Below are 13,672 nucleotides of genomic sequence, written 5' to 3'. Positions count from 1 at the left end.
ATCATTTAGATTATACGCTTAATCAATGCCATTTCTGGAGGATGATCGGTGACGACCGGGCAAAGGCGCGCGAAGCGCGTAACCCAAAGCGATGTTGCGGCGATGGCCGGCGTCTCCACCGCCGTCGTCTCCGCCGTGATCTCGCCGAAGCCCGGCAAGACCATCCGTGTCGGCGAGGAGGCCGAAAAGCGCGTGCGCGCCGCCATGGAAACACTGGGCTATGCGCCGGATATCGTGGCGCAGTCGCTGGCAGGCGGAAAACGCAACATCATCGGCGTCTTCACCTATGAAGCCGTCTTCCCCTCCGACCGCGAGAACTTCTTCTACCCCTTCCTTCTCGGCATCGAACGCGGCGCCATGAAAACTGGGCAGGATCTCCTGCTGTTCACCTCATCCTCGCTCGACAAGGGGCCGCGCAGCATCTTTCCCGCGGGCACAAACCGCATGGGCGTTGCCGATGGCGCGATTCTGCTGGGCGAGGAGCCGGAAAAGAGCGAGTTGAAGCGGCTTTGCGAGACCGGTTTCCCCTTCGTCACCGTCGGTCGGCGCGTGGCCAATGGCGCAGAACTCAATTGGGTCGCGGCCGACTATGCGGCAGCGGTCGAGGATGTTGTTTCCCGCTGCGCCGCTCTCGGGCACCGCAAGATGAAGTTCCTGGGTAACAGCCGTGTGCGCGAACAGAACGAGGACCGCGAACAGGGATTTATCCAGAGCCGGCGGCAAGGCCTTGATCTTTCCGTCGAGCGGTTCGACGCGGATGCGCTCGACGCGGCATGGACAAGAAGGTGCTTAGCGGACGGATATTCCGTGGTGCTGACGGAAACCTTCGCCCATGCAACCGCTCTGGAACGCCAGGTCGCGGCCTGCGGCGGCAGCATACCCGAAACCCTTTCGGTTGTTGCGCTCGCAGCTCCGCTCACCATGACCGCAGACGTGGAGCGCTGGACGCGGATATCGGTCCCGCGCGAAGCCATGGGCGAGCAGGCCGTGGAAAAGCTGATTGCCCGCATCCGCAAACCCGAGGCCGAAATAGCCAACACCACCTTGCCCTGCGGCTTCGTGCCGGGGGAGACACTGAAAGCCATCTGATCTGACAACGGGAGGAATGAGATCATGACACGTCAATTGATTAAGCGGTTAATCGTTGCAACGGCGCTGTGCGGCGCGATGGGCACGGCGGCAAGCGCGGAAAACCTGCGCTTTACCGTCTGGACCGGCAGCCAGGCCCATCTCGACATGTTGAACGGCATCGCCGAGGGTTTCGCCGAAACCCATCCGGACGTCACCGTCCAGTTCGACACCATCCCCTTCGGCGACTATGTGCAGAAGCTGACGCTGCAGCTTGCCGGCGGCAACCCGCCCGATCTCGGCTGGCTTCTGGAGAACTCGGCGCCCGCCTTCGTCGAAGCCGGCGTGCTGGCCGATGTCGGCGATACGCTGAATGGTACGGACGGTTACGACTATGGCGACCTTTCCGAACCGGCCATGGGCCTCTGGGTCAAGGATGACGCCGTCTTTGGCGTGCCCTTCTCCACGTCGCCCTTCATCGTCTACTACAACAAGTCGCTTTACGACGCTGCTGGCCTTGAGACACCCACCGAACGCGCCGCAGACGGCTCGTGGACTTGGGACCAGCTCAAAAGCGACGCCGCCGCACTGCGCGATGCCGATGCCGGCGTCTGGGGCTACGAGACGGTCGACGGCCAGGGCTACGGCGCGCGCGTCTGGCACAACCTGATCCCGATCATCCGTGCCCATGGCGGCGATGCCTGGACGGACGGCAACTGCCGGCTGGACAGCGAACAGTCGGTCGAAGCGGTCAAGCTGTTCCACGATATGGTCTATGCAGACGGCTCCGCCGTACCGCCCGGCGAACAGGGCGACTTCTTTTCCGGCAACGCGGCGCTGACTGTCGCGCAGATTTCCCGCGTCTCGAAGCTTGCCGATGTCGATTTCGACTGGGGCATCGCGCCGCTGCCCGCCGGCCCCGCCGGCGAAGCCGCCACCATCGGCCAGGCCGGCGTCGTTGCCTTTGCCCAGGGCAAGAACAAGGAGCTTGCGGCAGAATTCCTGGCCTACATGACCAACAAGGACAATGTCGCGACCATGGCTGCCTTCTTCCCCCCGGCGCGCAAATCCGTGCTGGAAAGCGAGAGCTTTCTTTCGAGCAACCCGGCCGTGACGCCGGAACAGATGGAAATCGTTGCCGAAGGTATCGAGACCGGATCGGTTCTGCCGAGCCATGAGCGCTTTCCGCAGATCGAAGCTGAGGCGCGGCCGGATTTCGATGCGCTGTGGTCGGAGGACGCCGATATTCAGGCGACCATGACCAAGCTGTGCAAGGATATCCAGCCGCTGCTCTGAGAGGGCGCAATACCTTCCGGAAAGACAATTCTCGCCGCCGGCACTCCCGGCGGCGAGAAGAGAACTGCATTCAACACCGCCCGCAAAGGAAGCGACCATGTCCGCTGCCAGAACGGGGCCATCCCTGACGCTCAGAACGCGCGAGGCAATCGCGGGATGGCTCTTTGTAAGCCCGATACTGACGGGTTTTCTGATCTTCTTCGTCGGCCCGCTGATCGCCGTGTTCTACTATTCCACCACGGACTGGAACCTGCTCAGCCAGCAGTCCCGCTTCGTCGGCATGGACAATTACGTCGACGCGCTGACCGCAAACGACACGTTCTGGCACGTGCTCGGCAATTCCCTGGTGTTTGCGGCCGGCCTCGTGCCGCTCAATATGGCGCTGGCGCTCGGCCTTGCCCTGGCGCTGTCGAAACCGATGCGCGGCGTCGTCATCTTCCGCACCGTGTTCTTCGCCCCCGTCATCACCTCCGCCGTCGCCTGGGCGATCATCTGGACCTTCCTGCTCCAGCATGAATCGGGCGCGGTCAACCAGGCGCTTTCGGTCGTCGGCATCGACGGGCCGAACTGGCTGCACGAACCGAACTGGGCGATGGCCTCCGTCATCGTCACCCGCGTCCTGAAGACCGTCGGGCTCAACATGATCCTCTATATCGCGGCGCTGCAAACCATCCCGCGCGACTACGAAGAGGCGGCGCGGCTCGAAGGCGCCAATGGTTGGGACATCTTCCGCCGCATTACCTGGCCGCTTCTGGCGCCGACGACGCTGGTGATCATGGTGATCACCGTTGTCGGCTCGCTGAAGGTTTTCGACCATATCTATCTGATGACCGGCGGCGGACCGCAGAACGCCACGCTGGTGCTCGCCTTCTACATCTACGAACAGGGCTTCAAGTTCTTCAACACCGGCTATGCCTCGGCGCTCGCCGTCATGCTCTTCGTGCTGATCCTGGCGCTCACCATCCTGCAGATGCTCTTGAAGGCGGTGCGGAAATGAATTACCGGCTGGAACAGAAAATCACCCGCATATGCTGGGTCGTCGGCCTCGCCGCCCTCGCCATCCCCTTTGTCTTTCCCTTCATCTGGATGCTCTCCGGCGCGCTCAAGGGACAGGCGGACGTGTTCTCCTCTGCCTCGCTCATCCCGCAAACCGCGCACTGGTCGAACTTTTCCGAGGTTTTTGCCTACCAGCCTTTCGCAAGGCAGTATTTCAACTCGCTCTATATCGCCGTCATCGTCACCGGACTGACGCTTTTCCTGTCTTCGATGGCGGGCTACGCGCTGGCGCGGCTGCGCTTTGCCGGGAGCGCGCTCGTGCTGCTGATGCTGATCTCGGCGCTGATGATGCCGGAGGAAGTGACGATCATTCCGAACTTCTTCCTGATGCGCGAACTCGGCCTGATGAACACCCACATGCCGCTGATCCTGCTGCCGCTGTTCGGTTCGCAGGGCGTGATGGCGACCTTCCTGATGCGGCAGTATTTCCTGGCGCTGCCGAAGGAGCTGGAAGAGGCCGGCCGGATGGACGGGCTCACCCGCTTCGGAGTCTATTTCAAGGTGGCGCTGCCGCTGTCGAAGCCGGCGCTGTCGGCTGTCGGCATCATCACATTCCTGTTCTCGTGGAACCTGTTCCTCGAGCCGCTGGTGTTCGTCAACGACATCAAGCTCTTCACTCTTCCCCTGGCACTCGCCAACTTCACCGACACCTACGGCCTGCCGCTCTGGCACCTGCAGCTTGCGGCCACCGCGCTTGCCGTCATTCCCATGCTCATTGTCTACATTCTGGCCCAGCGCCAGATCGTCGAAAGCTTCGCCCTGTCAGGCGTGAAAGGATAACAAAATGAAGGAACTCACCAGCGATATCGTGATCATCGGCGGCGGTCTCGGCGGGGTGGCCGCAGCGCTTGCGGCACTCAAGCTCGGCCGCAGCGTCATCCTCACGGAGGAGTTCAAATGGCTTGGCGGCCAGCTCACCACCCAGGCCGTGCCGCCGGACGAAAACCCATGGATCGAAAGCGACGGCTCGACGGCAAGCTACCGGCAACTGCGCGCGGAAATGCGCGACTACTACAGGCGCAACTACCCGCTGACCGACGAGGCGCGCGCGGATGAAAAGCTCAATCCGGGCAGCGGCAATGTCTCGCCGCTCTGCGCCGAGCCGCGCGCGGGCGTCGCCGCGATCGAGGCGCTTCTGGCGCCATGGTTTGCGACCGGTCGGCTGACCGTGCTGATGTCGGCAAAGCCGGTCGCAGCAGAGACCGACGGTGATCGCTTCACGGCGGTCACCGTGCGTTCTTTCGAATATGGCGAGATGGTCCTGACCGGCCGCTATTTCATCGATGCCACAGAACTCGGCGATCTTCTCGAGCTCGGCAAGGTCGAGCACGTCATCGGCGCGGAAAGCCAGGCCGAGACCGGCGAGCCCGCAGCGCTTGCGGGGAATGCCAATCCGTTTGACCAGCAGGCGGTCAGCTGGTGCTTCGCGATGAGCTATCATCCGGAGGAGGACCACACGATCGAGCGGCCGCGCGACTATGATATCTGGCGCGACTTCAAGCTCGATTTCTGGCCGGACCGCCAGCTCTCCTTCATCGGCCCCAACCCGGTGACGCTTGAGCCCGACAACCGCCCGCTCTTCGTCGGCGACAGCGATGCGAAATTCGCGCCCGACAACTGGCACTACCGCCGGATTTTTTACCGCAGGCACCATGTCGGCAACCGCTATGACTCCGACATCTGCCTCGTCAACTGGCCGCAGATCGACTATTGCGGCGGTCCGCTGGTCGGCGTTTCAGCGGAAGAAGCGGAGAAACACCTGGAGGGCGCGCGGCAATTGTCGCTGTCGATGCTCTACTGGATGCAGACCGAGGCGCCGCGCCATGACGGAGGCTACGGCTATCGCGGCCTGAAGCCGGCGGGCGCCGTGATGGGTACGCTCGACGGCCTGACCATCGCCCCCTATATCCGCGAGAGCCGGCGCATCAAGGCGCTGTTCACGGTCACGGAAAACCATGTCGGCATCGATGCCCGCGAGGGTCTCACCGGCGCCGAACAGTTTGCCGACAGCGTCGGCGTCGGCTCCTACCGCATCGACCTGCACCCCTCGACGGCGCCGCGCAACTACGTCGACATCGCCAACTGGCCGTTCCAGATCCCGCTTGGCAGCCTGATCCCTGCGCGGGTCGAGAACATGCTGCCGGCCTGCAAGAATATTGGCACCACGCATCTGACCAACGGCTGCTATCGCCTCCACCCGGTCGAATGGAACATCGGCGAAAGCGTCGGTGCGCTGGCCGCCTATTGCATCGAGAACGACATCAGCCCGCGCGGCGTGCGCGAGACGGCGGACCGGCTTGCCGATTTCCAGCATCTCCTGACGAGCCGTTTCGAGGTGCCGCTCGCATGGCCGCAGCATATTCGTGAAACCCCGAGGCTCGAGCTCTTCGGGCGCGTGGAGTAGACCTATGGCGAAGCTTGAACTGAAAGACATCCGCAAATCCTACGGTTCGGTCGAGATCATCAAGGGCATCGATCTTGCCGTCGAGGACGGCGAATTCTGCGTCTTCGTCGGGCCGTCGGGCTGCGGCAAGTCCACGCTTCTCAGGATGATCGCCGGCCTTGAGGACATCACCGGCGGCACGCTCGAGATCGGCGGCACGCGCATGAACGACATCGCCCCCGCCAGGCGCGGGGTCGCCATGGTGTTCCAGTCCTACGCGCTCTATCCACACCTGACGGTGAAGGAGAATATCGCCTTCGGCCTGAAGGTTCGCAAGGTGGCGGCCGACAGGATCGAGGAACTGGTGAGCGACGCCGTCACCATGCTGCAACTCGAAAAGCTCACCGAGCGCTATCCGCGCGAACTCTCCGGCGGTCAGCGCCAGCGCGTCGCCATCGGCCGCGCCATCGTCGGCGAGCCGGAAACCTTCCTGTTCGACGAGCCGCTGTCAAACCTCGATGCAGAGCTCAGGGTCCATATGCGCACCCAGATCTCTGAACTGCACGAGCGACTGAAACGCACGATGATCTACGTGACCCATGATCAGGTCGAGGCGATGACGCTCGCCGACAAGATCGTGCTGTTGCGTGATGGCAGGATCGAACAGGTCGGCACGCCGCATGATCTTTACGAGCGTCCGCAGAACCTCTTCGCCGCGCAGTTCATCGGGGCGCCGAAGATGAACATCTTCGAACTGACCGGCAGCTTCGAGGGTTTGCGCGCGGCCTTTCGGCTGGACCGTTCCGCGCGCTACTGCGGCATTCGCCCGGACAGCCTGACGATCGCGCCGGATGGCGAAGGCGCGCTGGCAGCCCGTGTCAGGCTTACCGAATATCTGGGCAATGCACGGCTGGTTCACGCCGACGTCGAGGGCCATGGGCCGGTCATACTGGAACAGCCGGCCGGCGCCGAGATCGCGGCGGGTTCCCGGATTGCCCTTTCGGCCCGCCGGGACAGTATCCACGCCTTCCGGGAGAACGGAAACCGGATAGAATAGGCAGCGCTGGAGGGCGTGCAGGATCAGCCGGGGGAGCAGCGAGGCTCCCGAACCGGACCTCCGTTCCCGCCCCTTGCCGTCTCAGCCCGGAAGTCGAACCAGGATTGAATAGTGCTTTCCGGCGTCGATGCGTTCGATCCTGTTGCCGCCAAGCGTCTCGGCGTCCACGACCACGACAGGGCCCTCCAAGGCCGCATCCTTTTTGACCTCGACGTCAAACGTTGCGCCCCGGAAGGCCCGGCTGAACTGGTAGGACTCCCACTCGGCCGGCGGTTGCGGCGCGATGACGACGCCGTCGCCATCGCCGCGCAGACCGCAGAGCCGTTCGATGACCAGGCGGTAATACCAGGAGGCGGTCCCGGTGTTGAACAGGTTGCTTGAGCGGCCGGCCGTGCGCGGATACTGGTAATAGGCGCCGCGATAATAATTCGGCAGGTAGAGCGGCAGCTGTCCGCGGGTTGCAATGTCCTTTGCCTCCGGGCGCGTCAGCATTTTGGACAGCACGGCATAGGCGCGGTCATTCTCGCCGATATGGTAGAGCGATGCCGCATAGAAGGCGGCGGCGTGATTATAGACCGCGCCGTTCTCGCCGTTGCCGGGCCATTTCTGCGTTACCCGACCGACATCATCGCGCATTGCCGTGTAGGCGGGAGCGAACATGGCTGCGCCATAGGGCGTGTCGAGCTGTTCATCGATCGCCCGAAGCATGCTGGCCCGCTTGTCTCCGTCCGCCGCCCCGGCGAGAAAGGCCCAGCTCTGGGCGTTCAGATAAATCCGGCCCTCGCTGTCGGTCTGGACGCCGAACGCAACGCCGTCATCGGTAATGCCGCGGGCATACCACTTTCCATCCCAGAGATAATGGTTGATGCTGTCGTTGAGCTTCCCGGCTTCCCGTTCCAGCCAGCCGGCAGCCTCGCTGTCGTTTTCGGCACGGCACATATCGGCCCAGGTCGTCATCGCATAGCTTGCGGCTTCGGCCAGCCAGCCGGAGACCCCCCTGCCCTTGTAGCCAACCATGTTCATCGGGTCGCACCAGTCGCCCTGTGCGATATAAGGAAGGTTGCGCTCGTCGACCTCGCCGGCGAGGAAGCGCAGCGCCCGCGTCACATGCTCATACAACGTCGCTTCCTCCTCGCTGTCGGCCCAGGCGACGTTTTCGGCGAGGACTGCCCGGTCCCCGGTTTCCTCGATATAGGCCTTGGCGGCGATAACCAGCCAGACGGCGTGATCGGTGTGCGGGATCTGGTTGATGTATTTCAGCTCCGTATCGGGCCTGAGCAGGATGCCGTCGGGAACCTTGCCGGAAAAGAACTGCTGGCTGGCGGTCCTGAGGAGCGCCGCACGCGTTCTCTCCGGCGCGATGAAGATCATCCCGAGCCCGTCCTGGAGATAGTTGCGGGTCTGCGGATCCGTGGTCAATCTGTGGGTGTCGCCGTGATAGAAGACCTGGCGCGGCAGCCAGTAATTGACGAAGTGATTGAGATCATCATCGGGCGAGCGAAGCGCGAGAGTGCCGAGGCCGGAACGGATATAGCGATCATACTCCTGCCGCACCGGCGCGAGCGCGCCCCTGAGATAGCTTTCCGTCAGGACCATGATCTCGGCCTTGTCGACGGCCGGGCCGAAGACGAAGCGAAAGTCTTCGCGCGCGCCGGGTTTAAGAACGAGATCCCATTGCATGATACCGGCCGGATTCTCATAGCTGGCATCCCCGCCGGCGAGATGACCGCCATCCTGAAGGGCGGAGGGATTGTGCAGCCCGCCCTCGCCCTCGAAGGCGACCTGAGCAACCTCGAAATGGTCGGGCTTTCGGTCTGCGGCAAAGAAGGTGATATCCTTCAAGTGCTTGTTCTTGAAGTATTGTTCGACCTTTTGATAGGGCGTCACGCTGGTGCAGACGATGGCGTTGAGATCAGCGTCGAAATGTCCGCCCCGGTTCATCCATGAAGAATAGCCGACAGGGAAAAACGGAACGAAGGAAAGTGTTTTCTTTCCGTCCGTCAGGTTGGTGATCCGCACGGACCAGATTTCCGCGACGTCCTCGACCGGAAGATCGAGCCGCAACTCGACGCGCACGCCATCCTTCTCGATCACCCATCTGATGTCCGAAAGGCCGGGCTCGAAGCTGAAGCGGTCGAGTTTCGCCCGCACCGGCTCGTAGGGTGCTGAAAACAGCTTCCCCGTCTCATTGTCGCGGATATAGAAGAAGCGGCCAGGGTGATGCGGAAAATAATCCTGTTCCGGCTGCATGAAGGTCTGCGCGGCGATGGTGGGAACATGCGCGTATTTGCGCGGCTCGGGATCCATATACTGGCTCACGGCGTAACCGCGCGCACTCATCTGGATCATCATTTTGCGGTTCCAGAGATAGCTGGCGGCGTTGGGCGCCAGCGTCGGATCGGTCAGGCGGAAGCGTTGTCCGTTCTCGATGAAGGAAGTCATCCTGCACTCGTGCGTTGGTGTTGGTATTTCGCCTTCAATCCGGTGCGGCCGTCGAGCGCCTGACTGAGAGCGAGGGCTCGAACCGCTCCTGAAACGGAAGGTCCATGTCGTAGGTGAGATTGAGCAGTTGCCGGCAGGCCGAACGGGCCATCTCCTCGATCGGCGCATGGATGGTGCTGAGCGGCGGGGCGGTGTAGGCGGCGAAATCGACATCGTCATAACCGAGGACCGAAACCTCGCGCGGAACCGAGCGGCCGCGATTGTTCAGCTCCGAAATCAGCAGCATGGCCACCTTGTCGTTTCCGCAGAACACGGCTGTGAAGTCGAGATTCATATCGAGGAAAGAACGGACCAGCCGTTCTGCGGCGGCATAGCTGAAAGCGCCTTCGACCACATAATCACTCGGGATGGAGCGGCCGAGCTTGCCCATCTCGTCCAGGAATCCGTCGTGGCGCTGGCGGGCATCCTGCGCGGAAAGCCGTCCGGTGATCACCGCGATCCGTTCGTGACCAAGCTCGACAAGGTGCCGCGCGGCCAGCCGCCCGCCCAGTTCGTGGTCGATAAAGAAGCACTGACCGGCCAGAGCATCGGCCTGATGGTTGAGCAGCACCAGATTGGCAAAATGCTCGGATGTTCGCGCCAGCTCGAACGTTCCCTGAAGCGAACAGGACATCAGGATGCCGTCGCAGTCGCGGTTGACCAGATAGTCAAAATGCGCGCGACGATCGGCATCGGACTGGGCGTCCTCCGCATTGGCGAGAATCATGTGCTTGTTGTGAAGCCTGAGCTCCTGCTCCACCGCGCGGATGATCATGTGGTAATAGGGGCCCTCGAGGGAGGGCACCCAGACCCCGATCAGATCGGACCGGCGCGACGACAGCGACCGCGCCATGCTGTTGGGCCGGTAGTTGAGCTGCTTGATCGCACGTTCGATTTTCTCTGCCGCCTTACTCGAAACGGAACCGTTTCCAGAAATATACCGGGAGACCGTGCCCGAACCAACGCCAGCCAGCCTCGCCACGTCTTTCACTGTCGCCATATCTGAACTCCCCTCCACCCTTTCTGCCCGGCGTCAACGCCATATCATTTTATTATTCAACGGGTTTTGGTCAAAAACAATATCTTCAAGGTCGGGCCCTCATCTTTTTTTGCAGGAACCATTGACAAAATCAAGTGCCTGTCGTTGTAATTGGAACCGATCCCATTTTGAGATCGAAACACTTTTGAACGGACCATCTGGTCCCTCAGACGACCCTTTGGGGAGGACATATGTTTATTCTGAAGAATGCGGTGACCGCATCGGCCGTAGCGCTGACCGTGGCAATGTCCGGCGCTGCCGGCGCCCAGGAACCGCTTGATGCCGAAGTCATCCACTGGTGGACATCGGGCGGCGAATCCGCCGCGATCGGCGTTTTCGCCGACGCCTACAACGCCAATGGCGGCAACTGGCAGGACAGCGCTGTCGCCGGCGGCTCGGCCGCGCGCAGCGCCGCCATCAACCGCATCATCGGCGGCGACCCGTCGACGGCGGCGCTCTTCAACACCTCGCAGCAGTATCACGAGATCGTCGAGGAAGGCCTGCTCAACGACATCGACGCCGTGGCGACTGAAAACAACTGGGATGAGATCCTGCCTGCGCCGATCGTCAACGCCGTGAAGATCGACGGCAAGTACTACGCCGCGCCGGTGAATATCCATATGCCGCTGTGGTTCTGGTATTCCGTCGACGCGCTGGAACAGGCCGGCGTCGAGAACCCGCCCGAAAGCATGGACGAATTCTTCGCTGCGCTCGACAAGCTTCAGGAGGCAGGCATCACGCCGCTGGCACTTGGCGGCCAGCGCTGGCAGGAAAACTCCCTGTTCTCGGCGATGCTGACCAATGTCGGCGGCGGCCAGCTCTGGGAGGCGGTCTACGCCGACAAGGACGAGGACGCCATCCATTCGCCGGAATTCCGCGAGGTCATCGAAACCTTCATCGCGCTGAAGCCCTATGTCGACGCCGCATCGCCGGGGCGTAACTGGAACGACACGACCGCCATGCTGATCAATGACGAGGCCGGTTTCCAGGTCATGGGCGACTGGGCCAAGGGCGAGTTCAAGCAGGCCGGCAAGGAAATCGGCACGGATTACGGCTGCATTCCGGGCCTGCGTCCCGACAGTCCCTACGTTCTCGGCGGCGACGTCTTCGTCTTCCCGAAAACCGACGATGCCGAACAGATCAAGGCACAGCGCCTGCTCGTCGAAGTCATGACGGATCCGGAAACCCAGGTCGAATTCAACAACCTGAAGGGCTCCATCCCGATCCGTTCCGACGTCGATGCCTCCAAGCTCGACGCCTGCGCCCAGCTCGGCCTTGAGATCATGTCCGATCCCAGCCGCCAGGCGCCCGACGCTTCGCAGATGATGGCCGAATACATCTACGGCTCGGTCCAGGATGTCGTGACCGAACTCTGGAACACCGACATGTCGGTCGACGAGGCCGTCGAACGCTTCGACCAGGCCCTCAACGGCTGATCCATCCATCTGGAACAATCATGCGGGAAGGGGACCCTTGCGGTTTCCTTCCCGTTTTCAAGGGAGGTTCCGTTGCACGCCGCCGCCTTCACCCGGCATATCAGGCGCAACCTGTTTGCCTATATCGCCCTGCTGCCGATGGCCATTGTCGTCGTCTTTGCCTATCTGGGCACGATGCTCTGGTCCGTCCGGCTGTCATTTTCCAGTTCGCGGCTTCTGCCCAAGGACGACTTTGTCGGCTTCGCCCAGTACACGAGGCTTTTCGAAACCTCGCGTTGGATCACGTCTCTGGAAAACCTGGCGGTCATCGCCTTCTTCTTTCTTCTGATCTGTTTCGTTCTCGGCACGCTGCTGGCCATTTTCATCGACCAGAATGTGCGCGCCGAAAGCCTGTTCAGGACTGTTTTCCTTTACCCCTATGCGATGTCCTTCGTGGTGGCGGGCCTGATCTGGCAATGGATCCTCAATCCCGACCTCGGCATCCAGGCAACCATGCGCGATCTCGGCTTCCCGAATTTCGTGCTCGACTGGACGGTCAATCCGGACAAGGTGCTCTACGCCATCATTCTGGCGACGGTCTGGCATGGCTCGGGGCTGGTGATGGCACTCATTCTGGCGGGCCTGCGCGGCATCGACACCCAGATCTGGTCGGCGACGCGCATCGACGGCATTCCGCCGTGGCGCGTCTATCTTTCGATCATTCTGCCGATGCTCCGGCCGATGATCATCACCTCGCTGGTGCTTCTGTCGATCTCGATCGTGAAAATGTACGACGTTGTCGTCGCCATGACCAATGGCGGACCAGGCACTGCGAGTGAGGTGCCGGCCAAGTTCATCATGGACAACCTGTTCGAGCGCGCCAATATCGGCCTTGCGACCGCCGCCTCGACCGTACTTCTGATCACCGTTCTGCTGATCATGGTCCCGGTTCTCTATTCCCAGTATTTCCGCAGGAACGGGAGGACGTCATGACGCAGAAATCCGTCTCAAAGCGACCGGTGAAGGCAGAGCGCGTCTGGGGACGCTTCGGCGTCTATGGCTTTCTCTTCTTCGTCGCGCTGTTCTTCCTGCTGCCGCTCTATGTGATGCTCGTCACCTCGTTCAAGAGCATGGACGAGATCCGCCTCGGGCTGATCTTCGCGCTGCCGCAGGATTTTTCGCTCGATGCCTGGATCAAGGCCTGGACGAGCGCCTGCACCGGGCTCGACTGCACCGGCCTTCAGGTCGGCTTCTTCAACTCGGTGAAGATCCTGATCCCGAGCGTGATCCTCTCGATCCTGCTCGGCGCGGTCAACGGCTATGCCCTGTCCTTCTGGCGGGTGAAGGGGGCGAATGTTCTGTTCGCCTGCCTGCTGATGGGCTCGTTCATTCCCTATCAGGTGTTCATCTACCCGCTGGTGCGGTTTTACGCGCAGGCCGGCATCTATGGCTCGCTCCCGGGCATCGTGCTCACCCACATCATCTTCGGCATGCCGGTGATGACGCTGCTGTTCCGCAATTATTACATGGGCCTGCCGATGGAGCTGTTCAAAGCGGCCCGCATCGACGGCGCCGGCTTCTGGAGGATTTTCCTTTCGATCATCCTGCCCATGTCGGTGCCGATCACAATCGTCGCGGTCATCATGCAGGTCACGGCGATCTGGAACGACTTCCTGCTCGGCCTGGTCTTTGCTGGTCGCGACAACCTGCCGATGACGGTCCAGCTCAACAACATCGTCAACACGACCACGGGCGAGCGCGCCTATAACGTCAACATGGCGGCAACCATTCTGACCTCGCTGGTCCCGCTTGTCGTCTATCTGGTTTCCGGCCGCTGGTTCGTGCGCGGCATCGCTTCCGGCGCCGTGAAAGGATAA

General features: G+C 61.9%; 11 protein-coding genes. 9 read left to right on the top strand and 2 right to left on the bottom strand.

From position 1 onward, the window contains the following. The first annotated feature begins 48 nt into the window (after positions 1-48). From AZF01_RS01950 to AZF01_RS01925, 6 genes are all read left to right on the top strand, one after another. Positions 49-1,089: a LacI family DNA-binding transcriptional regulator gene (locus AZF01_RS01950; RefSeq protein ID WP_024706213.1), complete on the top strand. Its 1,041-nt coding sequence runs from the start codon at positions 49-51 to the stop codon at positions 1,087-1,089. Between the two features lie 24 nt (positions 1,090-1,113). Further along, complete coding sequence (locus AZF01_RS01945; RefSeq protein ID WP_036235530.1) at positions 1,114-2,364, top strand: sugar ABC transporter substrate-binding protein; 1,251 nt, start codon at positions 1,114-1,116, stop codon at positions 2,362-2,364. Between the two features lie 97 nt (positions 2,365-2,461). Beyond that, the gene (locus tag AZF01_RS01940; protein ID WP_024706215.1) at positions 2,462-3,361 is read left to right on the top strand and encodes a carbohydrate ABC transporter permease; all 900 of its coding nucleotides are present in this window, start codon (positions 2,462-2,464) and stop codon (positions 3,359-3,361) included. Then, positions 3,358-4,200: a carbohydrate ABC transporter permease gene (locus AZF01_RS01935; protein WP_024706216.1), complete on the top strand. Its 843-nt coding sequence runs from the start codon at positions 3,358-3,360 to the stop codon at positions 4,198-4,200. The genes AZF01_RS01940 and AZF01_RS01935 overlap by 4 nt, the downstream gene beginning before the upstream one ends. 4 nt (positions 4,201-4,204) lie before the next feature. Continuing rightward, positions 4,205-5,824: an FAD-dependent oxidoreductase gene (locus AZF01_RS01930; RefSeq protein WP_024706217.1), complete on the top strand. Its 1,620-nt coding sequence runs from the start codon at positions 4,205-4,207 to the stop codon at positions 5,822-5,824. A gap of 4 nt (positions 5,825-5,828) precedes the next feature. Next, complete coding sequence (locus AZF01_RS01925; protein ID WP_024706218.1) at positions 5,829-6,860, top strand: ABC transporter ATP-binding protein; 1,032 nt, start codon at positions 5,829-5,831, stop codon at positions 6,858-6,860. A gap of 81 nt (positions 6,861-6,941) precedes the next feature. Here the strand turns inward: AZF01_RS01925 and AZF01_RS01920 are convergent, their stop codons facing one another. Both AZF01_RS01920 and AZF01_RS01915 read right to left on the bottom strand, forming a co-directional pair. After that, positions 6,942-9,302, bottom strand: coding sequence for a GH36-type glycosyl hydrolase domain-containing protein (locus AZF01_RS01920; RefSeq protein ID WP_024706219.1), 2,361 nt, complete (start codon positions 9,300-9,302; stop codon positions 6,942-6,944). A 34-nt stretch (positions 9,303-9,336) separates the two neighbouring features. After that, entirely contained in the window at positions 9,337-10,341 is a 1,005-nt protein-coding gene (locus AZF01_RS01915) for a LacI family DNA-binding transcriptional regulator (RefSeq protein WP_024706220.1), read from the bottom strand. Positions 10,342-10,571: 230 nt separating this feature from the next. On the opposite strand from AZF01_RS01915, the gene AZF01_RS01910 reads away from it, so the two are divergent. From AZF01_RS01910 to AZF01_RS01900, 3 genes are all read left to right on the top strand, one after another. Then, on the top strand, positions 10,572-11,816 hold the full coding sequence (locus AZF01_RS01910; RefSeq protein ID WP_024706221.1) for an ABC transporter substrate-binding protein: 1,245 nt from the start codon (positions 10,572-10,574) through the stop codon (positions 11,814-11,816). Between the two features lie 138 nt (positions 11,817-11,954). Next, complete coding sequence (locus AZF01_RS01905) at positions 11,955-12,788, top strand: carbohydrate ABC transporter permease (protein ID WP_081725646.1); 834 nt, start codon at positions 11,955-11,957, stop codon at positions 12,786-12,788. Beyond that, a complete protein-coding gene (locus AZF01_RS01900; protein ID WP_024706223.1) occupies positions 12,785-13,672 on the top strand; it encodes a carbohydrate ABC transporter permease in 888 nt (295 codons plus the stop codon). The genes AZF01_RS01905 and AZF01_RS01900 overlap by 4 nt, the downstream gene beginning before the upstream one ends.

This window comes from Martelella sp. AD-3 (genome assembly GCF_001578105.1).
In the GTDB taxonomy this organism is placed as follows: Bacteria; Pseudomonadota; Alphaproteobacteria; order Rhizobiales; family Rhizobiaceae; genus Martelella.
The sequence above is the reverse complement of the archived record's forward strand: the minus strand, read 5'-3'. Positions and strand labels throughout refer to the sequence as shown.

Excerpts from the sequence above, each read along its gene's own strand:
- AZF01_RS01945 (WP_036235530.1), top strand. The coding sequence starts at position 1,114 with ATGACACGTCAATTGATTAAGCGGTTAATCGTTGCAACGGCGCTGTGC.
- AZF01_RS01940 (WP_024706215.1), top strand. The coding sequence starts at position 2,462 with ATGTCCGCTGCCAGAACGGGGCCATCCCTGACGCTCAGAACGCGCGAG.
- AZF01_RS01935 (WP_024706216.1), top strand. The coding sequence starts at position 3,358 with ATGAATTACCGGCTGGAACAGAAAATCACCCGCATATGCTGGGTCGTC.
- AZF01_RS01930 (WP_024706217.1), top strand. The coding sequence starts at position 4,205 with ATGAAGGAACTCACCAGCGATATCGTGATCATCGGCGGCGGTCTCGGC.
- AZF01_RS01925 (WP_024706218.1), top strand. The coding sequence starts at position 5,829 with ATGGCGAAGCTTGAACTGAAAGACATCCGCAAATCCTACGGTTCGGTC.
- AZF01_RS01920 (WP_024706219.1), bottom strand. The coding sequence starts at position 9,302 with ATGACTTCCTTCATCGAGAACGGACAACGCTTCCGCCTGACCGATCCG.
- AZF01_RS01915 (WP_024706220.1), bottom strand. The coding sequence starts at position 10,341 with ATGGCGACAGTGAAAGACGTGGCGAGGCTGGCTGGCGTTGGTTCGGGC.
- AZF01_RS01910 (WP_024706221.1), top strand. The coding sequence starts at position 10,572 with ATGTTTATTCTGAAGAATGCGGTGACCGCATCGGCCGTAGCGCTGACC.
- AZF01_RS01905 (WP_081725646.1), top strand. The coding sequence starts at position 11,955 with ATGGCCATTGTCGTCGTCTTTGCCTATCTGGGCACGATGCTCTGGTCC.
- AZF01_RS01900 (WP_024706223.1), top strand. The coding sequence starts at position 12,785 with ATGACGCAGAAATCCGTCTCAAAGCGACCGGTGAAGGCAGAGCGCGTC.